The following is a 19,391-nucleotide window of genomic DNA, read 5'->3' on the forward strand; positions in this document are numbered from 1 at the left end:
GATGGCCGCGGATACCGAGCGCAACAAGGCCAACGCCATGGTGTTTTACGACATGATGTTCAACCGGTGCAAACCGCGCGAAGCGATCGATACCTTTGTTGGTGATGTGTACATCCAGCACAACCCGCATGTGGGCGACGGCAAGGATGCCTTTGTTGACTATTTCGAACGGATGGCAAGGGAATATCCCGGCAAGCAGACGCGGTTTCACAAGGCCATCGCCGAAGATAACTTCGTCGTGTTGCATTGTGAGCAGATCTGGCCCGGCAGCGACAATTATGCGGGGATCGACATTTTCCGCTTCGATGACAAAGGCAAGATTGTCGAACATTGGGACGTCTTGCAGGTAATCGGCGAGACCTCGGCCAACGACAACGGACTATTTTAACCGGGCGGGCCTGCCGGGCGTGTTCCTGCGCCGCTTGACACCCGGACCGATGCTGCTCATGTAGCGCCCAGACCCAGACACGCCGGAGAGTTGCCAATGGCCTCGGAAGAAAAACCGAAAAACGCGATCGTCGAGACCATCAAGACGATCGTCTATGCGCTGTTGATTGCCGGCGTCTTTCGGACCGTGTTCTATCAGCCGTTCTGGATACCTTCGGGGTCGATGAAGGACACGCTGCTGATCGGTGATTTCCTCTTTGTCAACAAGATGGCCTATGGCTATTCCTACGCTTCCTGCCCCTCGATCCGCATTCAGCGGCTGGGCATCGACATCGACGCCAAGGATATCTGCGGTTTCCTGGATGGCGACAATACCCGGATCATGGGGTCCGAGCCGGAACGCGGCGACATCATCGTTTTCCGCCACCCGGTGAACGGTACGGATTTCATCAAGCGCGTTGTCGGGTTGCCGGGGGACCGGATCCAGATGAAAAACGCCGTTCTGCATATCAACGGCACGCCGGTCAAACTGGAGGATGCCGGGGTTTTCGAAGAGGTTTTCGGCCCGCAGGGACCGCTGCGCAACCATCCGCGCTGTGAGAACGGCGTGGTGGGAGAGGGGGGCGCTTGCCAGAAGTCCCGTCAGATCGAGACCCTACCGAACGGACGCTCGCACAGCATCCTGAACATCGCGCAGCAGCGCCACGACAATACCGGCGTCTACACAGTGCCGGCGGGGCATTATTTCTTCATGGGCGACAACCGCGACAACTCGACCGACTCGCGCGTTCCGCCTGCCGCGGCCGGGGTCGGGTATGTGCCCTATGAGAACCTGATCGGCCGGGCTGGCCGGGTGATGTTTTCGTCCGCGGGCCGCTCGATGCTGTTCTTCTGGACCTGGCGCAGCGACCGGTTCTTCAAGAGGCTGGATTGAAGCTGGGGGCCGAGCTGAAGGCGCTTGAGGCGCGGCTGGGGCATGAATTTTCCAACCCCGCGCTGCTGGTGCGCGCGGTCACGCATTCGTCGATGTCCTCGCCCACGCGCGAGGATAACCAGCGGCTGGAATTCCTGGGTGACAGGGTGCTGGGGCTGGTAATGGCGCAGGCGGTTCTGGAGCATGACAAATCCGCCACCGAAGGCCAGCTTGCCCCGCGGTTCAACGCGCTGGTGCGCAAGGAAGCCTGTGCCGACGTCGCGCGGCAGGTCGATCTGGGCGCGGTGCTGAAACTGGGCCGGTCCGAGATGGTCTCGGGCGGGCGGCGCAAACAGGCGCTTCTGGGGGACGCGATGGAGGCGGTGATCGCCGCGGTCTATCTGGATGCTGGTTTCGATACGTCCCGCGACATGATCCTGCGGCTCTGGGGGGATCGCATCCGCACCGTCAAATCCGACGCCCGCGACCCCAAGACCGCGTTGCAGGAATGGGCCCAGGCGCGGGGGCTGCCGCCGCCGCTCTATGTCGAAACCGGGCGTTCCGGCCCCGATCACGCCCCCGAATTCACCATCGAAGCCCGGCTTGACGGCCAGACGCCGCAGGTGGCCACCGCCGGATCGAAACGCCAGGCCGAACAAGCCGCCGCCAAGGCGATGCTGAAGCGGGTCGAAGACACCTGATTGCAGGCTGGGCTTGATGCGCGCCGCGCGGTCAGTGCCAGGCGGCTGCAGCACGCGCGGTCAGAACCACTGCCCCGGTTCCATCAGCCCCAGGTCCAGCAATTGCCGTGAATGCCATTCGAACGGGGTGGAATTATGCCACTTGAAGGTCTCGATATCGAAGGTCGAGCCGGGGTTGCGCTTGAGTGCCTTGGCGGTGCGGAACGATACGATGGCCGCGGTCAGGTTGTGATGCCAGGGGCAGGCATAGGTGTTGTATTCCTCGTCGTTGAAACGATGGTTTTCTGACAGTTTCAGTTCGGGCTTGGCACGGAACAGCGCGATGCGGTCGATGTTGCGGCGCGGCGTGGGGATATGTTCCTCGTAGCGCCAGCGCAGCCCGCCGAAGAAATCCAGTTGCCGTTCCTTAGGGTGGTTGTGATTGTCCGGATCGTTGCGGGCCAGCGCGTAATAGCCGGACTTGTCCAGATGCGCGTCCTCCAACGAAACGGCATTCTTGTGGGCATAGAGATCCCCGGCATAGAGGTCGATCACGTAGGTGAGCATGGCATCGCGGCGTTCTTCGGTGTGAAAGGCCAGCATTTCGCCGACGCTGCGCGTCTCGCAGAAGGGGAAGAACAGGTATTCGGCGTTGAAACAGTAATAAAGCCAGGCGCCGGGCGCGGCGGCGATGACCTGGTTGACGGCCATGGTGAAATCATCCCCGGCGACCAGGTCGAAATCGATCCGGTGCACCCGCGCCACCACGTCATCGGGCAGGGCAAAGGCCGGCGGGATTAGTATCAGCATCTGCTTGAACCCCGAATCGAGGTGGTGGCGGATGGTCGTATCCACCTCGACCTCGTCCTCGACGAAGATCATCGCGACCGGCCCCTTGGACAGGGCGGTCTTTTCCTTTGCCAGAAACGTCTTGAGGTCGGGATACTGCATCATTGCCCTTAATCTTTTGGCGTCAGAATCGGCGAAATCCAGGCGCATTGCAAGAGACCCGCAAGTTGATGTAGTCAGGCCCCCTGAAACGCGGCAGAGGACCGGACCGATGGCAGAGCCAAAGAAACTGTTCATCAAGACCTACGGGTGCCAGATGAACGTCTATGACAGCGAACGCATGGCCGAGGCCATGGGCGGGGCAGGCTATGTCGAGACCGGTTCGCCCGACGATGCCGACATGATCCTGCTCAATACCTGCCATATACGCGAAAAAGCTGCCGAAAAGGTTTATTCCGAACTGGGCCGGTTCCGCGAGCTCAAGGATGCCAAGCCCGACCTGAAGATCGGTGTCGCGGGCTGTGTCGCCCAGGCCGAGGGCGAAGAGATCATGCGCCGCCAGCCGCTGGTGGACCTGGTGGTGGGCCCGCAGAGCTATCACCGCCTGCCGCAGATGGAAGCGAGAACGCGGCAGGGGGCCAAGGCGCTCCACACCGATTTCCCGCTGGACGACAAGTTCGATACGCTGCGGACCCGGCCCAAGGCCAAGCGCGGCCCGACCGCCTTTCTGACCGTGCAGGAGGGGTGCGACAAGTTCTGCGCCTTCTGCGTGGTGCCCTATACACGCGGTGCCGAGGTGAGCCGTCCGGCGGATCGCATCCTGGAAGAGGCGCGCGACCTGGTCGAGCGCGGGGTGCGCGAGATCACCCTGCTGGGCCAGAATGTCAACGCCTACCACGGCGCGGGACCAAATGGCGACATGAGCCTTGCGCAACTGATCTGGGAGCTCGACAAGATCGACGGGCTGGCCCGCATCCGGTTCACCACCAGCCATCCCAATGACATGAGCGACGACCTGATCGAGGCGCACGGCACCTGCGACAAGCTGATGCCCTACCTGCATTTGCCGGTGCAGTCGGGCAGCGACAAGATCCTCAAACGGATGAACCGCAGCCATACTGCCGAAAGCTACCTGCGGCTGATCGAACGTATCCGCGCCGCGCGGCCCGACATCCTGATGTCAGGGGATTTCATCGTCGGCTTCCCGGAAGAGACGGAAGAGGATTTCCAGGCCACGATGAACCTGATCGAAGAGGTCAATTACGGCTATGCCTATTCGTTCAAATACTCGACTCGCCCCGGCACGCCGGCGGCCGAACGCGCGCAGGTTGACGAAGAGGTGAAATCCGACCGTCTGCAGCGGCTTCAGGCGCTTATCACCCGTCAGCAACGCGCCGCGCAGGAGGCGATGGTGGGCCGGACCGTCAATGTGCTGTTCGAAAAGCCGGGCCGGCTTGACGGTCAGATGGTGGGCAAATCCGACTATCTGCACGCGGTGCATGTGACCGATTCCAGCCTGCAAAGCGGCGACATACTGCCCGTGAAGGTTGTGGAAAGTGGCGCCAATTCACTCTCAGGCGAAGTGTTGCGCCACGCGGCGGAATAGACCCCTCGGAGACAACCGCTGAAAAACGGATGAAGTAGGTAGGTTGCGGCCAATCCGCCGCAATCTCTGGGCATTGTTTCCCACTCGGACACAATATCTGGTTATTTCTCTTCCCAAACGGCCATTTCGCGCTACACTCTCCGGAATTTGTACGAGTGGGGGCTCGTGCTGCGCCCGACGTGGCCCCGGCCCTCCGTGTTGAAACGTGAGCAAGAAACAGGGGGCTGTGGCGGAGATGAAACCAACAACAGCAAACGCGATGCTGACGGGGCTGGCAGCTGCCATCGGCATTGCCGTGACCGCAAGCGCCGGCTGGGCGCAATCGGGTGGCACCGCGTCCAAGTCAGAACGCTACATTCCAACCATCTGGGTCGATCCCGACGGGTGCGAGCACTGGGTGATGGATGACGGGTTCGAAGGCTTCATGACCCCGCATGTGACACGCGACGGCAAACCCGTCTGCCGGCGCGGCAACCTCTGTGGCGTTGTCAGTTCGGACCAGCTGTTCGCCACTGACAGCGCCCGGATCAGCAGCGCCGGCAGGGCGCGGCTGCGCAGTTTCTTCCAGCAGACCAATGCGCGGGGGTTCATCATCACCGGCCATACCGACAGCCGGGCATCGGACGCCTATAACATGGACCTGTCATTGCGCCGCGCCAACGCGGTGGCGCGCATCGCCACGGCCGCCGGTGCGCGGATCAACGGCGTGCGCGGCTATGGCGAGAGGCAGCCCAAGGCGTCGAACGCCACCGTCGCCGGCATGGCCAAGAACCGCCGCGTCGAAATCATGTGTATCAAGTGAGGGGGAAGGTCATGCGCATCAGGAACGTGATATTGTGCCTTTCTGCCGTCGGAATGCTGGGCGCCTGCGGTGAGGGCGGCGGCGGTCAGGTCGGCGAGGACAAGTCGATCGACTATGGATTCAAGCGCAAGCATCTCAGCCAGTTGCAGGCGGGTATCTGGGTCGATCCCAACGGGTGCGACCACTGGATCATCGACGATGGGATCGAGGGCTATCTCTCGCAGCGGCTGGATCGCGATGGCAAGCCGGTTTGTTCCGGCGTGGCGCCGCCCACCCACGTGACTGGCCCGTTCCAGGGCAGGCAGACGGTGGCCGACACCTTCTGATCCCGAAGCAGATCAATGCAATTGGCCGCGCGGGCAATCCCCGTGCGGCTTTTTCGTTAACTTCCGGCAACAATCTGCAATGGGCCCTTGCACCCACCGGGACAAGTTGGCACGATTTCCAAAACGAAAGCCTTTCCCAGGAGACTTGATTGATCAGCGGTGAATTGCCTCAGCCCCTCGACCCGATCGTGCAACACGAAGAGGCCGTGGAATTTCCCGATAACCGACTGCTGATCGACCTGTGTGGCGAATTCGACAGAAATCTTGCCGAGATCGAGCAGAATCTGAGCGTACAGATCATGCGCCGCGGCAATCAGCTTGTGGCCGTGGGCGAGGAAGCGCCGGCGAAAGAGGCGATCGCCGTGTTGCAGGCGCTTTATGAACGGCTGGAAACCGGCAAACCCGTCGAATACGGCGATATCGACCGTGAACTGCGCATGGGTGGATCCGAAGCAGGCACCGGCAGCCGCGACGGCGACCAGCTTGAGATGTTCAAGGGCGGCGCGGTCGAGATCAAGACCCGCAAGAAGCTGGTCGAGCCACGCACCGAGGCGCAGAAGGATTACGTGCGCGCGCTGTTTTCCAAGGAGCTGGCCTTTGGTATCGGACCCGCGGGCACCGGCAAGACCTACCTGGCCGTGGCCGCGGGCGTGTCGATGTTCATCGAAGGGCATGTCGACCGGATCATCCTCAGCCGCCCCGCGGTCGAGGCCGGGGAAAAGCTGGGCTATCTGCCCGGCGACATGAAGGACAAGGTCGATCCCTATATGCAGCCGCTCTACGATGCGCTGAACGATTTCCTGCCGGGCAAGCAGCTGGCCAAGCTGATCGAGGACAAGCGGATCGAGATCGCGCCGCTGGCCTTCATGCGCGGCCGCACGCTGTCCAATGCCTTCGTGGTGCTGGACGAGGCGCAGAACGCCACCTCGATGCAGATGAAGATGTTCCTGACCCGCCTGGGCGAGGGCTCGCGCATGGTCATCACCGGCGACCGCAGCCAGATCGACCTGCCGCGTGGCGTGACCAGCGGCCTGCACGATGCCGAACGCCTGCTGAAATCCATCAAGGACATCAGCTTCAGCTATTTCACCGCCAAGGACGTGGTGCGCCACCCGCTTGTCGCCGCGATCATCGAGGCGTATGAGGCCGACACCTGAGACCTTGCGGCCCGAGATGCTGACCGACACCCTGATCGAAGATGACCGCTGGACCGCAGCAGAACTGGCGGGGCTGTCGGAACGTGCGGCGACAGCGACATTGGCGCATCTGGGCCTTGACCCCGCCGATTGGGAAATCAGCATCCTGGGATGTGACGATGCGCGGATCACGGTGTTGAACGGCGATTTCCGGGACAGGCCGCAGCCGACCAATGTGCTGAGCTGGCCCAGCGAGGAACGCGGCGCCGACGCTGCTGGAGCCGTGCCCGACCTGCCGCAACCCGGGTTCGATCCCGAACTGGGCGACATTGCCATCGCCTATGAAACCTGCGCGCGCGAAGCGTCCGAGGGCCAGAAACCGCTCAGCGACCATGTAACTCACCTGATCGTTCATGCGGTGTTACATCTTTTGGGTTATGATCATATCCGTGACGAAGATGCCACCCTGATGCAGGCGACAGAGGTGGAGGTACTTGGCAAACTGGGGCTTTCTGACCCATATTAACCGGCGTGGGGCCACCTGAGCACTGCAATTTTTTGGAAAGAGAGAATGGGCGAAAGTATCGACGGATCCTCTAACGCAGCGCAGCGCGCGCAGCCGGAAGGCCAGGACGAAGAGGAACAGGGCGGGTTTTTCCGCCGGATTTTCGGGGCGCTCAGCCCCGGTGACGAACACGCGGATCTCCACGAGGATGCGACCAGCCCGCGGGCCGAAGGGCAGCCGGGAATCGGCAACCTGCGCCATATGGCGGTCGAAGATGCGGCTATTCCCAAGGCGGACATCGTTTCGGTTGCCTCGACCATCGGCAAGGATGATCTGGTGCAGGTGTTTCGCGACAGCGGGCTGACGCGCCTGCCGGTCTACAAGGGCACCTTGGACACGCCGATTGGCTTCGTTCACCTCAAGGATCTGGCGCTGAAACATGGTTTCAATGGCGCAGGTGGCCGATTCTCGCTCAAGCGGATGCTGCGCCCGCTGCTTTTTGTACCGCCGTCGATGCCCATCGGCGTTCTGCTGCAAAAGATGCAGGCCGAACGGCGGCACATGGCGCTGGTGATCGACGAATATGGCGGTGTCGACGGTCTGGTCACGATCGAGGATCTGATCGAGCAGGTCGTGGGCGAGATCGAGGATGAACATGATATCGACGAGGGCGGCTACTGGACCCAGGAATCGTCGGGCCATTACCTTGCGCTGGCCAAGACCCCGCTGGACGAGTTCGAGGACGAGATCGGCATTTCCCTGACAGAGGCGGACGAAGTGGACGAAGAAGAGATCGACACGCTTGGCGGGCTGGTCTTCATGCTTCTGGGCCGCGTGCCGTCCCGCGGTGAGGTGGTCGAGCATCCAACCGGTGTGATGATCGAGGTAATGGATGCTGACCCGCGCCGCATCAAGCGGCTCAAGGTCAGCTTGCCCGGTCAATCTGATGGCTGATACTGCGGATCTCGGTTTTGTACGCCGTATCAACGGGATGCGCGGTATATTTCAGGCGTTGGTTTATCTTGGTCTGGGGGCGCTTGGCGCGCTTGGGCAGGCGCCTTGGGGCCTCTGGCCGCTGACCATTCTGTCGCTGGCGCTGATCTTTGCCCTGTTCCGCCAGACCGCCGGCCCTCGTCAGGCCGCTCTGCTGGGCGGGATCGCCGGCCTCGGGTATTTCATGCTTGCCCTCAGCTGGATAATCGAGCCGTTCCTGGTCGATGTCGCGCGTCATGGCTGGATGGCGCCGTTTGCGCTGGTGGGCCTCTCGGCCTTTCTGGCGTCCTACTGGGCCCTGGCTTTCACGGCGGCACGGGCGGCGGGGGGCGGCGCGCTGGCGCTGATCGTCTGTTTCACGCTGGCGGCATGGTTGCGCGGATACCTTTTCACCGGTTTCCCCTGGGCACAGGTCGGTCATGCCTGGATCGACACGCCGATGTTGCAATGGGCATCCTTCATCGGGTCGCTTGGCCTGACAGCAACCCTGATGGCTGCGGCGGCGGGCCTTTGGCACCTGGTGTCGGGCCAGCGTATCGCCGGGGGTGTCACGCTGTCCTCTGTGGCGGTGCTTTACCTGACCGGCCCGGTCGTCAATGTACCCGCCCACACCGCGTCGGTGGAACGCCCGATGATTCGCCTGATCCAGCCCAACGCCGCGCAGCATGAAAAATGGGATCCGGCGATGATGCCGGTCTTTTTCAACCGCCAGCTGGAATTTTCCGCGGCGGGGCCTTCGCGCCCCGATCTGATCGTCTGGCCCGAAACCTCGGTGCCGGTGCTGCTGCAGAACGCCGATGCGGCTTTCGGCTCGATGTCGGACGCGGCGGGCGGGGTGCCCGTGATAGCGGGATTGCAGCGGCTGGACGGTCCGCGGATCTACAACTCACTGGTGACACTGGGCGCGGGTGGAGAACTCGCGGCCCTTTATGACAAACACCACCTCGTGCCTTTTGGCGAGTTTGTTCCCTTCGGTGACTTCATGGCGCGATTCGGCATCGCCGGGATTGCCGCACAGAACGGCAACGGGTTCAGCGCCGGGCCACGCGGACAGATCATCGACCTTGGAGACCTTGGCAAGGCGCTGCCGCTGATCTGCTATGAAAGCGTCTTTGCCCGCGATCTGCGCGCGGCACCGGAACGCGCGGATTTCATCCTGCTCATTACCAACGACGCCTGGTTCGGCAAGGTCTCGGGCCCCTATCAGCACCTGGCGCAGGCCCGGCTGCGCAGTGTCGAACAGGGCCTGCCGATGGTCCGGGTCGCCAATACCGGCGTGTCGGCTATGATCGATGCAAACGGACTTATCACACATCATTTGCCCCTGGGGCAGGCGGGCTGGGTCGACGCGCCCTTGCCGCTGCCGCATCCGCCCACGTTCTATGCCCGGATCGGTGATCTGCCCATCCTGGCGGTGCTTGTTCTTGTGCTGGCAGGGGTGACGCTGGTGCGGCGGGCCGGGCGACGCACGACATAGCGCGCCCGCTGTCAGTGACCGATTCGGAACCAATCCCGCGCCAACGCGCGTTTTGTAGACGAATTCCCGCCAGTACCGGCGTAATTGACGGCAAACCGCTTTAGCGATTGACGCGCTCCCGGCGCGGGCTTAACCAGTGCCGAACCCCGTCACAACGGCTTCCTGGCGTGGCGGTGATCTTTTTAATGGAGCGATCTCATGGCCCGTAGCAATTATGTTTTCACCTCTGAATCGGTATCAGAGGGCCACCCCGACAAGGTTTGTGACCGGATTTCCGATGCGGTTCTGGATGCCTTCCTGTCGCAAGAGCCGCAGGCGCGTGTCGCGGCCGAAACCTTTGCAACGACCAACCGCGTCGTCATCGGCGGAGAAGTTGGCCTGTCCGACCAGGACAAGCTGCATGAATACATGGGCCGGATTGACGAGATCACCCGCGACTGCATCCGCGATATCGGCTATGAGCAGGACAAGTTCCACTGGCAGACCTGCGAAATCACCAACCTGCTGCACGAGCAATCGGCGCATATCGCCCAGGGTGTCAATGCCGCCGACAACAAGGACGAGGGTGCCGGCGATCAGGGCATCATGTTCGGCTTTGCCACCAACGAGACCGAGGCGCTGATGCCCGCGCCGATACAGTTCAGCCATGCGATCCTGCGCCGCCTGGCAGAGGTGCGCAAGAACGGCACCGAGCCTACGCTTGGCCCCGACGCCAAGAGCCAGCTTTCGGTGCAATACGAGGATGGCAAGCCGGTGGGCGTGACCTCTCTCGTGCTCAGCACGCAGCATCTGGACGAGGCGTTGACCAGCGACGACATCCGCACCATCGTCGAGCCCTATATCCGCGAGGTTCTGCCAGACGGTTGGCTAACGGCCGAGACCGAATGGCACGTCAACCCGACCGGTAAATTCGTGATCGGCGGTCCGGATGGCGACGCGGGCCTGACCGGCCGCAAGATCATCGTCGATACCTATGGCGGGGCGGCCCCGCATGGCGGCGGCGCGTTTTCCGGCAAGGATCCGACCAAGGTCGACCGCTCGGCCGCCTATGCGGCGCGCTACCTGGCCAAGAATGTGGTGGCCGCCGGCATGGCCGAACGCTGCACGATCCAGCTGAGCTATGCGATCGGGGTCAGCAAGCCGCTGTCGATCTATGCCGACACCCACGGCACCGGCGAGGTCGATCCGGCCGCTATCGAACGCGCCATTCGCCAGTGCATGGACCTGAGCCCGCGCGGCATCCGCGAACATCTGGAACTGAACAAACCCATCTATCAGCGCACCGCGGCCTACGGCCACTTTGGCCGCGAGCCCGAAGCAGATGGCGGTTTCAGCTGGGAAAAGACCGATCTGGTCGAGGCGCTGAAAGGAGCGGTCTGATCCGGTCAGTTTCCGGTGACTTAAGGGAAGGTGCAGTATATCCACCGACCGTTTTCCTCGACGGCGCCCAAGTCCGCTGACGGCCGGAATATCAGAAGCGTCACCTCGAAGTCGTGGTCGGCAAGGTTGAGAACCGCTGCATGAGCCGGTGTTTTGGCTTGGTTCAAGACGCGAGTAAGTCTCCCGCAACACAGCTCCGGAATGATCTCATCTCGTAAGGCTGGAACGGCCAGAGCCAGGTGGCTGTGGTTTCAGACGGAGAGCCGACTTTGCCAATTCTGGCGCGGCGTGCAGTTCACGGCCCGGTGACCCACATCCTCGACTGGTGGCATATCTCGATGCGTGTACGGCATTTCGAAAATGCCATTCAGGGTTTGCTACAAACAAAGGACTTCGAAGGGTTTCCACAACTCTTCGAGCGCCCCGCGCGAACCCTGCGTTGGCACCTTTGGCACGGGAAGGTGATGACGGCTGCAACCAACCTTAATATTCTCATGATCGACTGCGATCGTTTGCCCAGAGAAAGCAGAGACCTGCGTACAATTACGAGACGAGTCAAAGCCCGATTCCAGGATCTCTATACATATCTTTCCAAAAACTTTGACGCGCTCGCGAATTATGGTCATAGACACCGAAACGGGCTGGCTGTCTCGTCATCGCGCGCAGAGGGTTGCGTCGATGAGATCGGCAATGCGCAGATGGACAAGCGACGTCGCATGAGATGGTCACCGCAAGGCGCGCATCGAGTTGCCGTTACAAAGGTGGCCGTCCTCGATGGAAGGCTGTCTGTTTCAGGAATTGCCGCCCGACCACCAAGTTTTGCTCATACCACCTGCGCGCAAGGTTTGCATGAGAAGTCTTCCCCTCGCTCTTTCAAATTTAAATGCGCATCTCGAAAATCGCCGGCAATTTTTTGGCGGCTTTTGGGTAGGAAGAGAACCAAAACTGTCCCCTTGAGCGCAGCTCAAGAGTGCGGCGTGACGACAGGACTGTCTATTGGACCCATCGCTTCAAGAACGATTTCTATAAGCCGCAGCTTTGGCTCGATTGCCGCATAACTCCATGCTGCACCACCGTCGTTTGTGGTTCTTGCTCACATCGCGAAAGAACATGGTACAGCCAGATCCCTGACATCTTCGCACATGCGTGAAATCAGCCTCGGCAATGAGCTCAGCGCAAGCGGCGGCAATGCGTGGCAAGAGATCTTCGGCGGTTTGCATTCTATGGATTACGTTCAGCATAAATTCACCGCCATCGGAATTGTTCGAAACCAGGTGCAACGACTGATCCCCGGCTTGCATCAGATGGTTAACTCTCTCGATCATCGGGTGATCAGCAGGCACCTTGTTTTTATCGCTCACGCTGCAGACAAACGCTCGGAATTCTTCTCGAAACGCCCGGATGTCGTCGGCGGCCAAATCCAGCGCGGGGCGATGCCGAGGCTGTCTCAGATCAGAAATATCTTCTTCGCGTGCGAGCCCGGATTGGACCAACCAGTCCAGCACGTCTGCACCGGATGCGAGCCATTCGAACTCAACTGATCTTGGCATAGCAATCGAATTGACAAAATCCAACGCCGCGCTGTCTCCGACGAAAAACGGTGCTGGTCGCACATCACCCATGGTGTCTGAACCTCCTTTCTTCGCAGTTGAACTTGGGCAGAAGGCACCATATAACCATCGAAATTTAATTTAGCAAGTTACTTTTTTTGCATGTCAGGACAAAAAAATGTGACTTGCCAATGGGCACGCATATTCGCAATTTGGTAACCGTCTAAACACTAATACAACAGTTACTACGGAGTGCATCCGATGAAGAACCTTCTTCCAATCGCAGGCGCGTTGTTGATCGCGTCGTCCGGTTTGCCTGAACAGGCAGTCGCCGGAGAAAACCGTCAAGTGATCTACGGTTCGGTCGAGATCGGCGACGTTTCCGTGTTTTACCGCGAAGCAGGGCCCACGTCCGCCCCGACGATCTTGCTTCTCCACGGTTTCCCGTCCTCATCGCATATGTTTCGGGACCTGATCCCGGAACTGGCGGAAAACTATCGCGTCATCGCACCCGACTATCCCGGCTTTGGTCAGTCTTCGGCACCGGACGCAGGTGCCTACGACTACGATTTCGCGACCCTGTCGGCGACCATCGCGGAGTTCACGGAAACGCTGAACATCTCCAGCTACACCCTTTTCATGCAGGATTATGGCGGGCCGGTCGGGTTTCGTCTGGCGCAATCCGATCCGGACAAGGTCGACGGGATCATCATCCAGAACGCGACCATTCATGCGCAGGGATGGAACCCGGATATCGTTGGCCATTTAGCGCCATTCTGGGAAAACAGGACCCCTGAGACGGAGGCACCCCTGCGCGGGTTCCTCACGCCGGAAACCACCAAGTGGCAATACACGGAAGGCGCCAGCCTTACCCACCGCATCAGCCCGGACGCCTGGATCAACGACCAAGCCGGACTGGATCGCCCAGGCAACCAGGAGATCCAACTGGAATACCTGTGGAACTATCAGGATAACGTGGCCCAGTACCCGGCATGGCAAGCCTATTTGGCCGAACATCAGCCGGACACTCTCATTGTTTGGGGCCGCAACGACCCGTTCTTCCTGATCGACGGTGTCGAAGCCATCCAAGAGCTTGTGCCGGATGCCGACGTTCAACTTTTCGATGCCGGCCATTTCGCCCTGGAGACACATTCCAGGGAGATCAGCGATGCCGTCCATCGCTTCATGGCGCGCTAGTCGCCGCCCTTCCCACCCTCTGGCAAACAGGAAACCAAGCAAATGACCAAAGTTCTTCACATCATCGCCTCCCCGCGGGGTGAGACATCGCAATCCACGAAAATGGCCGAGGCCTACCTCAATGCGGCAACACAAGCGGATCCATCCATGACCGTGGACACCCTGGAATTGTGGAAAGAAGATCTACCGGAATTCGACGGTGACAAATCCGCGGCCAAGATGACCTTTTTCGGTGTCGGGGAAATGGGCTCGACCCAACAATCGGCCTGGGACCAGGTTGTCAAGATCACATCTCGTTTCACCCGTGCTGATGTCTATGTGATGTCCGTTCCGATGTGGAACGGGGGCATACCCTACAAGCTGAAACAATATATCGACATTATCACCCAGCCCGGGCTGCTGTTCGGGTTCGAGCCCGAGGCCGGCTATTCCGGGCTGCTCGAAGGTAAGCGGGCACTCGTGTTTTATACGTCCGGCGTGTGGGCCCCGGGTGCCCCCCAAAAATACGGCAGCGATTTTCATTCGGAATACCTGTCATGGTGGCTGGACTTTATTGGCATTAAGGAAGTCCGCGATGTGCGGTTCCAGCCGTCACTCCTGACGAGCGATCCTGAAGGTGACAAAAAGACCGCCCTTCAGAAGGCAACCGGGCTGGTGCGCGAGACAGCCTGACCGGGCGTCAATCTTTACCCAAAATCGTCCTACTGCCGCGTGGGCGGCGGCAGGAGCCGTATCAATTCAACATGAAGGAAGAAACCATGCCCCTCATAACCGTGAAGGTTTTCAAGGATGAACTCAGTCAGGAGCAGTCAAAGGCGTTGATCGAAAAAATCACCAACACTGTCCTGGGGGTGACAAGTGAAAAACTGCGCGACGCGACCTGGGTCGTGATTGAGGAGGTCAGGGATGGCCACTGGGGCGTTGGAGGTAATCCGCTGCGCCTTGACGATGTAAAGACGCTGATCGCCAGTTGACCGCTGCACCACGGACCGGAGTTACACCATGAGAAATCTGAAGAAAACATATGAGGGCTGGGCGCTGATTACCGGAGCGTCATCGGGCATTGGCAAGGAAATGGCCCGCGAACTTGCCAAGCAGAAATTCGACCTCGTCCTTGTGGCACGAAACGAAGACGCGCTTGAGCAGCTCGCGCAGGAGCTTGTGTCAAAACATGGCGTCCAGACACGGGTTATTCCGCTCGATCTCGTGCAGGACGGCGCTCCGCAATCCCTGCACGCGCGCGTCAGCGATATCGATGTCGGCCTGCTTGTCGCCAGTGCCGGCATTGACGAAATGGGCCCGTTTCTCGACAAGGACTACGCCGCCCTGCGCCGAATGCTGCGGTTGAATGTTGATGCGCCCAGCGAGCTTGCCCATCTGTTCGGCCGTAACATGGCGACCCAGCCGAAGCAGGGGAAGAAACGGTCCGGAATTATCCTAGTATCGAGCCTGTTTGCGTATCAGGGCATTCCCAATTTCGCCGTCTATGCGGCCACAAAGGCCTACGTCCTGACATTGGGCGAGGCGCTGACGGCGGAGATGAAGAAGAACAGGATCGATGTTCTGACACTGTCGCCCGGCCTGACGGCTACGCCCTTCGCAGCGGGACTGAAGTTGAACGCTGCCCGGCTTCCCATGATCCCGCAGAGACCGAACAGCGTGGCACGTGTTGGCTTGCGCAACCTTGGGCGCAAGATGAGCGTCGTATCCGGCCCCCTCAACAAATTCTACGCTTGGGAAAATCGCCTCATTCCGCGTTCATGGCCCGTCAATTTGTTCGGCTTTCTTATTGGCCACGCCATGAAGTCGTATCAGCGGCGCCAGGCCAAATTGAACAAAGCAAACAAGGCTCGCGCATAGCGCTGCCAGATGACCAGATAGGACACTTGGATGAAAGATGAGATGACACAAGCCGTGCATTTTCCCTTGCTTGAAAAGGATACGGCACCGCAAGCCTCCGTCGAATGGCTGAAGAAGGCCGAGGCAAATTTTGGCATGATCCCCAATGTCGAGAAGGTGATGGCGCTCAGCCCTCAATTGTTGGCGGGCTACACGTTCATGTGGGATGGGTTCAACACATCGAGCCTCGACGAACAGGAACGGCAGGTTGTCTACATGACCGCCAATTACGAAAATGAATGCAATTACTGTGTCCCTTGGCACAGCATCCTGGCTGAGCAGAGCGGTTTGACCGCAACGGACATTGACGCCCTGCGAGGCGGCGGAAAGCTCTCTGATCCGAAACAAAACGCACTAGGTGAGTTCACGCGCCTGCTGATCGCCAACCGCGGCAAGATTTCACAAATGCAACTACAGGCGTTTTTTGATGCGGGCTACACCTCGCAACAGGCTCTCGAAGTGATCCTGGCTTTGGCGGTGAAGCTGATTAGCAACTACACGAACTCCATCGCAGGAACTCCGCTGGATACGAACGCCCGACACAAGCATTGGGAAAAACCTCTCATAGCTGAACGGCGTGCCGGGTAATTTGGCTGCGAAAGAGGAAAACATGTCAAAGCCTACATCGAGTTTGTCCGTCATTGGTCCGAGAACAACGGGCGAATGACACACTGGAATTGGCGCTGGAGACATCCGGCTGCAATCATGCGAAGGTCGTTCAGAAACCCAGACTGCTCAGCGATACATATGAAGAGGTATCGGCACGGCGGAGTGTTACATGCTGATTCAAGTTTTTTCATTGCCACCAGGCCAGTCAACACGCGATCCGTCAGGGGGGCGGAGCCAACCTGTCCGCGTTCGGCCAATTCTGCGCCGCAAACGGTCAGAGGCAAATTATGACCTGAGGGAGAGCGAAAAACTTATAAATAGGTTGCGTTCAGACAGGTGAGGAACCCGATCGATGATTGAACACAACATCATGTCACGACTAGAGAAATCGATGACACTGGCCTTCCTGTCCGGACAAACGTCCAGGGGGTTTTGGATCAATGGATGCCAGCAAGCGCAGACGATTACCAAAATGGCTATGAGTGCGCCAATGCTTATGTTCCCGATTATCGGACAGAAGAGGATCATCGCCGGGCGCCAAATCTATGACACGCAGCCGGGTGAAGTCCTTTTGCTCCCCAAGGGAATGCAGTGTGATGTCGAGAACATTCCGGAACTGGGACAAAGCCGGTTTCTTGGCGCGTCGTTGGTTTTTGATCGGCAAACCATGGAGCTGTTCGGCAAGGCATATTCGGGCGGGTTAAAGCACTGGGAATTGACACCAAAGTGGAAGGCCGCAGGATCAGAAGAGATGTATTCCCTGATCGCAGATTGGATTACCCACGACCAGAATTACCCCGCAGACCTTATCCAGACCCGCCATCGGTTGGTCGAGATACTCTTGGTTTTGGCGCGTCAAGGTGTGGCTGGAAACCTGCTATTGTCACACAGCGAAACCTTGTCTGAACGTATCACGCATCACTTCAAGACAGATCTTTCGCGCGATTGGTCGGTGCAGGATTTGACCAAGACGCTTGCCATGAGCGAGCGAACCTTGCGCCGCCGGCTTCAGATCGAGAAGACTGGCTTTCGCGATCTGCTCGAGGATGCGCGGCTGAACCGAGGATTGGAGTGGGTCATTTCTTCGGATATGCCAATTGGACAGGTCGCTTTTGAATGCGGCTACCAATCGCAATCTCGATTTGCAGAGCGGTTCCGGCTCCGATTTTCCATGAGCCCGACCGAGCTCCGCGCAACGCAGAAACAAGCAATTGGTGACCTCGTGTCATTGGATCAGCACCGCGCGCGCAATTGACCGTTTGAAGCGCACCCTTGACCATCCACAGCGCGAAAGCCGACGACACATAGCGCAAGTCTTTTCCGGTAACTCAGGAAAGGAAAGCTATGATATCCTCACTCAAACCTCTCTTACTCGCGGGCTCAATGGTGGCTACGTTGCCTGTCTTGGCGATGGCGGAGACCAACATTTCATTGCCAGACGCGGCATTCGCGCCCGAAGGTATTTCTCATGACACATCAGGCAACCTTTATGTCGGAAGTCTGACACAAGGGCGTATCGTAAAAATCTCTCCCAAGACGGGGGATGTTACCGAATTTGCATCTGCTGGCGCGAATGGATTGGTGACCGTAGTCGGTGTGCATGTCGAAGGCAATCAAACCTTTGCCTGTTCGTCCGACCCTGGCATAAGTGCATTGACGGGAACGGCACCCGCCGCGCTGGTTGCATTCAACACTGAAACTGGCGCATCTACTGGCCGCTACCCGCTGCCGGAGGGCGGCATATTCTGCAACGATATTGCTGTGCTGCCCGATGGCACGATCTTGGCTACGGACAGTTTCGTGCCCCGCATCTACGCCTTGAAACCCGGCGGGGATCAGTTGGAGATTTGGCTGGACGATAGCCGTTTCGCGGGCGAGGGATTCAATCTCAATGGTATCGCCTATGATAACGGGGCGGTTTTTGCTGCGCGCTACAACACTGGCACGTTGCACCAGATAGAGGTGGGTAAAGACGGACAGGCAGGAGCGATCACTGACCTGAAGATGTCGGTGGAAATCCACGGCGCGGACGGATTGACCGCTCTGGGCGACCGCAGATTTCTTATCGTTGAAGGTGGCGGATTGTCCGCAGGCGCGCGTGGCGCTCTTTGGGGCGCGACTGTGTCCGACGGCAAGGCCACACTCGAAGCGATTGCGGGGGATTTGAATGTTCCAACCACCGCAACGGTGCTTGGCAATACGGCTTATGTCGTTGAGGGCCAACTGGACCATCTGTTCGACGCGGACAACGCCGGTGCGGCCGACGCCTACCGCATTCTTGCGATCGAATTGCCTGAAACGTTTCAATGATTCCTGAATGAGAAACAGCCATGACTGCACATGTTATCGTACTATCGACGCCAGCCCCGAACAAAACCGAAGGGGCGAAAAAATACGCGGAGTCGGTTCAACCCTTGCTGAAGACCGCAGGCGTAACCCCAAAACTTCGCGGTCCTGTTACGGAGACATTGGCGGGTCAGAACAGCCCCGCAACGGTGTTGGCTCTGGAATTTCCGGACCGGACCGCAGCAATAGGTTTCTTTGCGCAACACGCTTATCGGGAATTGATCCCACTTCGGGATGACAGCTTTTCGCAAATGGAGATCTACATCATGGGCGCTTAACGCCTGGATGCGACAATGACGATATTGGCGCGGCAGTAGCTGTGCCAATATCCTGCAACGAAACGTCCCTTGGTTTTGTTGCGAAGGACTGGTTGACTTAAGAGAAGGCGCTGTGTTCGCGGATTCATGAGGTGAGTTCCGCGAACTGGCGAAACCGGCAGATTTCGGGCATGGAACTTGAGGTCCGCATTTAACTTAGCAGAGAACCACGCTGTGAGTTAGCTGTAGGACTGCGGGAGATTTTGCTGATTTCAGCACTTGATCGTGAGATTCACCCACTCAAAAAACTCAAATCAACTGCATCTGCCGAGGTGGCCCCCATTCGATCGCGGGAGAGGTCAAATGGTCCGTGGCCTGGATGAACCGGTGCCTGTTTTCCCCAAAGATGTGCCCTTGCAGCATCCTCAACATATCGGGCCCCGAGTGTTCAACGATTGCGACACCGGCCAGGGGGCTGGAAGAATGCGGCGCGTCAGGATCGGGTGATTGGGCGGGTAGGGGAATGATGCCACGCGTCC

The 19,391-nt window shown here is 59.2% G+C and carries 21 protein-coding genes, 1 pseudogene and 1 riboswitch; of the genes and pseudogenes, 20 read left to right on the top strand and 2 right to left on the bottom strand.

Annotation, left to right across the window (positions count from 1 at the left end; all coding sequences use genetic code 11):
- The first annotated feature begins 1 nt into the window (after position 1).
- The 3 genes from AAFO92_RS16565 to rnc all read left to right on the top strand — a co-directional run bounded on the left by AAFO92_RS16565 (position 2) and on the right by rnc (position 2,001).
- Positions 2 to 388, top strand: a complete 387-nt coding sequence (locus AAFO92_RS16565; RefSeq protein WP_347536971.1) for a nuclear transport factor 2 family protein — start codon at positions 2 to 4, stop codon at positions 386 to 388.
- Positions 389 to 484: 96 nt separating this feature from the next.
- Entirely contained in the window at positions 485 to 1,321 is an 837-nt protein-coding gene (gene lepB / locus AAFO92_RS16570; protein WP_347536973.1) for a signal peptidase I, read from the top strand.
- On the top strand, positions 1,318 to 2,001 hold the full coding sequence (gene rnc / locus AAFO92_RS16575; protein ID WP_347536975.1) for a ribonuclease III: 684 nt from the start codon (positions 1,318 to 1,320) through the stop codon (positions 1,999 to 2,001). The genes lepB and rnc overlap by 4 nt, the downstream gene beginning before the upstream one ends.
- 60 nt (positions 2,002 to 2,061) lie before the next feature.
- Here the strand turns inward: rnc and AAFO92_RS16580 are convergent, their stop codons facing one another.
- Positions 2,062 to 2,931 carry a hypothetical protein gene (locus AAFO92_RS16580; protein WP_347537325.1) on the bottom strand — a complete coding sequence of 290 codons (870 nt, stop codon included), beginning with the start codon at positions 2,929 to 2,931 and terminating at the stop codon, positions 2,062 to 2,064.
- 109 nt (positions 2,932 to 3,040) lie between these two features.
- Between AAFO92_RS16580 and miaB the strand changes: the two genes are divergently transcribed.
- The 9 genes and pseudogenes from miaB to AAFO92_RS16625 form a co-directional block, all read left to right on the top strand.
- Positions 3,041 to 4,375 (top strand): tRNA (N6-isopentenyl adenosine(37)-C2)-methylthiotransferase MiaB, encoded by a 1,335-nt coding sequence (miaB, locus tag AAFO92_RS16585; protein WP_347536977.1) that lies wholly within the window; start codon positions 3,041 to 3,043, stop codon positions 4,373 to 4,375.
- Positions 4,376 to 4,610: 235 nt separating this feature from the next.
- Entirely contained in the window at positions 4,611 to 5,177 is a 567-nt protein-coding gene (locus AAFO92_RS16590; protein WP_347536979.1) for an OmpA family protein, read from the top strand.
- An 11-nt stretch (positions 5,178 to 5,188) separates the two neighbouring features.
- Entirely contained in the window at positions 5,189 to 5,503 is a 315-nt protein-coding gene (locus AAFO92_RS16595) for a hypothetical protein (protein ID WP_347536981.1), read from the top strand.
- Between the two features lie 149 nt (positions 5,504 to 5,652).
- A complete protein-coding gene (locus tag AAFO92_RS16600; RefSeq protein ID WP_347536982.1) occupies positions 5,653 to 6,660 on the top strand; it encodes a PhoH family protein in 1,008 nt (335 codons plus the stop codon).
- A 16-nt stretch (positions 6,661 to 6,676) separates the two neighbouring features.
- Entirely contained in the window at positions 6,677 to 7,165 is a 489-nt protein-coding gene (gene ybeY, locus AAFO92_RS16605) for an rRNA maturation RNase YbeY (RefSeq protein ID WP_347537327.1), read from the top strand.
- Between the two features lie 45 nt (positions 7,166 to 7,210).
- Positions 7,211 to 8,098, top strand: coding sequence for a hemolysin family protein (locus tag AAFO92_RS16610; RefSeq protein WP_347536984.1), 888 nt, complete (start codon positions 7,211 to 7,213; stop codon positions 8,096 to 8,098).
- On the top strand, positions 8,091 to 9,614 hold the full coding sequence (gene lnt, locus AAFO92_RS16615) for an apolipoprotein N-acyltransferase (protein ID WP_347536985.1): 1,524 nt from the start codon (positions 8,091 to 8,093) through the stop codon (positions 9,612 to 9,614). Before AAFO92_RS16610 ends, lnt begins: the two co-directional genes overlap by 8 nt.
- 143 nt (positions 9,615 to 9,757) lie before the next feature.
- Positions 9,758 to 9,807, top strand: a riboswitch (SAM-SAH riboswitch).
- A gap of 5 nt (positions 9,808 to 9,812) precedes the next feature.
- Positions 9,813 to 10,994: a methionine adenosyltransferase gene (metK, locus tag AAFO92_RS16620; protein ID WP_347536987.1), complete on the top strand. Its 1,182-nt coding sequence runs from the start codon at positions 9,813 to 9,815 to the stop codon at positions 10,992 to 10,994.
- A 47-nt stretch (positions 10,995 to 11,041) separates the two neighbouring features.
- A pseudogene (locus tag AAFO92_RS16625) lies at positions 11,042 to 11,800 on the top strand (ISKra4 family transposase); the annotation flags it as partial.
- A 204-nt stretch (positions 11,801 to 12,004) separates the two neighbouring features.
- Here the strand turns inward: AAFO92_RS16625 and AAFO92_RS16630 are convergent.
- On the bottom strand, positions 12,005 to 12,616 hold the full coding sequence (locus AAFO92_RS16630; RefSeq protein WP_347536989.1) for a CGNR zinc finger domain-containing protein: 612 nt from the start codon (positions 12,614 to 12,616) through the stop codon (positions 12,005 to 12,007).
- Between the two features lie 189 nt (positions 12,617 to 12,805).
- Between AAFO92_RS16630 and AAFO92_RS16635 the strand changes: the two genes are divergently transcribed.
- The 8 genes from AAFO92_RS16635 (at position 12,806) to AAFO92_RS16670 (ending at position 18,873) form a co-directional block, all read left to right on the top strand.
- On the top strand, positions 12,806 to 13,741 hold the full coding sequence (locus tag AAFO92_RS16635; RefSeq protein ID WP_347536991.1) for an alpha/beta hydrolase: 936 nt from the start codon (positions 12,806 to 12,808) through the stop codon (positions 13,739 to 13,741).
- 42 nt (positions 13,742 to 13,783) lie between these two features.
- Positions 13,784 to 14,413, top strand: coding sequence for an NAD(P)H-dependent oxidoreductase (locus AAFO92_RS16640; protein WP_347536993.1), 630 nt, complete (start codon positions 13,784 to 13,786; stop codon positions 14,411 to 14,413).
- 86 nt (positions 14,414 to 14,499) lie between these two features.
- The gene (locus tag AAFO92_RS16645) at positions 14,500 to 14,715 is read left to right on the top strand and encodes a 4-oxalocrotonate tautomerase family protein (RefSeq protein WP_347536995.1); all 216 of its coding nucleotides are present in this window, start codon (positions 14,500 to 14,502) and stop codon (positions 14,713 to 14,715) included.
- 28 nt (positions 14,716 to 14,743) lie between these two features.
- Complete coding sequence (locus AAFO92_RS16650; protein WP_347536996.1) at positions 14,744 to 15,601, top strand: SDR family NAD(P)-dependent oxidoreductase; 858 nt, start codon at positions 14,744 to 14,746, stop codon at positions 15,599 to 15,601.
- Between the two features lie 30 nt (positions 15,602 to 15,631).
- On the top strand, positions 15,632 to 16,228 hold the full coding sequence (locus tag AAFO92_RS16655; protein ID WP_347536997.1) for a carboxymuconolactone decarboxylase family protein: 597 nt from the start codon (positions 15,632 to 15,634) through the stop codon (positions 16,226 to 16,228).
- Positions 16,229 to 16,601: 373 nt separating this feature from the next.
- Positions 16,602 to 17,504: a helix-turn-helix transcriptional regulator gene (locus AAFO92_RS16660; RefSeq protein WP_347536998.1), complete on the top strand. Its 903-nt coding sequence runs from the start codon at positions 16,602 to 16,604 to the stop codon at positions 17,502 to 17,504.
- Between the two features lie 155 nt (positions 17,505 to 17,659).
- A complete protein-coding gene (locus AAFO92_RS16665; RefSeq protein WP_347537000.1) occupies positions 17,660 to 18,559 on the top strand; it encodes a hypothetical protein in 900 nt (299 codons plus the stop codon).
- 20 nt (positions 18,560 to 18,579) lie between these two features.
- Positions 18,580 to 18,873 (top strand): DUF1330 domain-containing protein, encoded by a 294-nt coding sequence (locus AAFO92_RS16670; RefSeq protein ID WP_347537001.1) that lies wholly within the window; start codon positions 18,580 to 18,582, stop codon positions 18,871 to 18,873.
- Positions 18,874 to 19,391 lie beyond the last annotated feature (518 nt).

The organism is Roseovarius sp. CAU 1744 (assembly GCF_039839345.1).
Taxonomy (GTDB): domain Bacteria; phylum Pseudomonadota; class Alphaproteobacteria; order Rhodobacterales; family Rhodobacteraceae; genus Roseovarius.

Excerpts from the sequence above, each read along its gene's own strand:
- AAFO92_RS16565 (WP_347536971.1), top strand. The coding sequence starts at position 2 with ATGGCCGCGGATACCGAGCGCAACAAGGCCAACGCCATGGTGTTTTAC.
- lepB (WP_347536973.1), top strand. The coding sequence starts at position 485 with ATGGCCTCGGAAGAAAAACCGAAAAACGCGATCGTCGAGACCATCAAG.
- AAFO92_RS16580 (WP_347537325.1), bottom strand. The coding sequence starts at position 2,931 with ATGCAGTATCCCGACCTCAAGACGTTTCTGGCAAAGGAAAAGACCGCC.
- miaB (WP_347536977.1), top strand. The coding sequence starts at position 3,041 with ATGGCAGAGCCAAAGAAACTGTTCATCAAGACCTACGGGTGCCAGATG.
- AAFO92_RS16590 (WP_347536979.1), top strand. The coding sequence starts at position 4,611 with ATGAAACCAACAACAGCAAACGCGATGCTGACGGGGCTGGCAGCTGCC.
- AAFO92_RS16595 (WP_347536981.1), top strand. The coding sequence starts at position 5,189 with ATGCGCATCAGGAACGTGATATTGTGCCTTTCTGCCGTCGGAATGCTG.
- ybeY (WP_347537327.1), top strand. The coding sequence starts at position 6,677 with ATGCTGACCGACACCCTGATCGAAGATGACCGCTGGACCGCAGCAGAA.
- AAFO92_RS16610 (WP_347536984.1), top strand. The coding sequence starts at position 7,211 with ATGGGCGAAAGTATCGACGGATCCTCTAACGCAGCGCAGCGCGCGCAG.
- lnt (WP_347536985.1), top strand. The coding sequence starts at position 8,091 with ATGGCTGATACTGCGGATCTCGGTTTTGTACGCCGTATCAACGGGATG.
- metK (WP_347536987.1), top strand. The coding sequence starts at position 9,813 with ATGGCCCGTAGCAATTATGTTTTCACCTCTGAATCGGTATCAGAGGGC.
- AAFO92_RS16630 (WP_347536989.1), bottom strand. The coding sequence starts at position 12,616 with ATGGGTGATGTGCGACCAGCACCGTTTTTCGTCGGAGACAGCGCGGCG.
- AAFO92_RS16635 (WP_347536991.1), top strand. The coding sequence starts at position 12,806 with ATGAAGAACCTTCTTCCAATCGCAGGCGCGTTGTTGATCGCGTCGTCC.
- AAFO92_RS16640 (WP_347536993.1), top strand. The coding sequence starts at position 13,784 with ATGACCAAAGTTCTTCACATCATCGCCTCCCCGCGGGGTGAGACATCG.
- AAFO92_RS16645 (WP_347536995.1), top strand. The coding sequence starts at position 14,500 with ATGCCCCTCATAACCGTGAAGGTTTTCAAGGATGAACTCAGTCAGGAG.
- AAFO92_RS16650 (WP_347536996.1), top strand. The coding sequence starts at position 14,744 with ATGAGAAATCTGAAGAAAACATATGAGGGCTGGGCGCTGATTACCGGA.
- AAFO92_RS16655 (WP_347536997.1), top strand. The coding sequence starts at position 15,632 with ATGAAAGATGAGATGACACAAGCCGTGCATTTTCCCTTGCTTGAAAAG.
- AAFO92_RS16660 (WP_347536998.1), top strand. The coding sequence starts at position 16,602 with ATGATTGAACACAACATCATGTCACGACTAGAGAAATCGATGACACTG.
- AAFO92_RS16665 (WP_347537000.1), top strand. The coding sequence starts at position 17,660 with ATGGCGGAGACCAACATTTCATTGCCAGACGCGGCATTCGCGCCCGAA.
- AAFO92_RS16670 (WP_347537001.1), top strand. The coding sequence starts at position 18,580 with ATGACTGCACATGTTATCGTACTATCGACGCCAGCCCCGAACAAAACC.